Raw genomic sequence first — 1,304 nt, forward strand, 5'->3', positions numbered from 1 at the left:
GCGCTACTGTCAACGTCAGTGGCACTGAGTGTCCCGGTTGTGGAGAGCGACGCTACGCTGTTGGTCTCAGTCAGGCTAGCTGTACTGGTTCCGGTGATCACCGCTGCGTCGTTCGAACCCGTCATGCTGACCGTGATCACTTGGCTCGTGCCATCGGCTGTCGCGACTGTGAAGCTATCGGTGTAGGTCTGACCACCGACGAACTCGTTGTGCGCACTGTTGGCCGTGTACGTCCAGGCGCCATCGGTTCCGATGCTGAATTGACCGTAGCCGTTATTCCCAGCCACATTGCTCTGAGCAACGAAGGCGGCACTGCTGTCCACGTCCGAGGCACTCAAGCTGCCGGTTGTGGAGAGCGAGGCTGCGCTGTTGGTCTCAGTCAGGCCGGCGGTGCTGGTACCAGTGATGACAGCGGCATCGTTCGTGCCGGTCATCGTGACGGTGATTACTTGACTTGTTCCGTCTGCAGTCGCCACCGTAAAGCTGTCGGTATAAGTCTGCCCACCGACGAACTCGTTGTGCGCGCTGTTGGCCGTGTAGGTCCAGGCGCCGTCGGTTCCGATGCTGAATTGACCGTAGCCGTTGTTACCAGCAACACCAGTCTGCGCAACAAAGGCAGCGCTGCTGTCAACGTCTGTTGCAGACAGTGAGCCCGTTGTACTCAAAGAGGCCGCAGCGTTTGTCTCCGTCAAGCTGGCCGTGCTGGTTTCGGTGATGACTGCTGCGTCGTTCGAACCCGTCATGCTGACCGTGATCACTTGGCTGGTGCTATCGGCTGTTGCCACCGTGAAGCTGTCCGTGTAGGTCTGACCGCCCACAAACTCGTTGTGCGCGCTGTTGGCCGTGTAGGTCCAAACACCGTCGGTGCCGATGCTGAATTGACCGTAGCCATTGTTACCAGCAACACCAGTCTGAGCAACGAAGGCGGCACTGCTATCCACATCCGTGGCGGACAACGTACCCGTTGTACTCAAAGAGGCCGCAGCGTTTGTTTCCGTCAAGCTGGCGGTGCTGGTGCCGGTGATGACCGCCGCATCGTTGCTGCCGGTCATGCTGACTGTGATCACTTGACTGGTGCCATCGGCTGTCGCCACCGTGAAGCTGTCGGTGTAGGTCTGTCCACCCACAAACTCGTTGTGCGCGCTGTTGGCGGTGTAGGTCCACTGACCGTCAGCACCGATGCTGAATTGACCATAGCCGTTGTTACCCGCCACATTGGTCTGGGCAACGAAGGCTGCGCTACTGTCCACGTCGGTGGCGCTGAGGGTGCCGGTTGTTGAGAGCGAGGCTGCTGCATTGGTCTC

At 59.4% G+C, this 1,304-nt stretch carries 1 protein-coding gene; it reads right to left on the reverse strand.

The features are described 5' to 3' along the window. A partial coding sequence (locus tag B9Z41_RS16830) for a VCBS domain-containing protein (RefSeq protein WP_199173017.1) occupies nt 1-1,304 on the reverse strand: 1,304 nt, incomplete at both ends.

Origin of the sequence: Limnohabitans sp. JirII-31, from assembly GCF_002778315.1 — a bacterium.
Taxonomy (GTDB): domain Bacteria; phylum Pseudomonadota; class Gammaproteobacteria; order Burkholderiales; family Burkholderiaceae_C; genus Limnohabitans.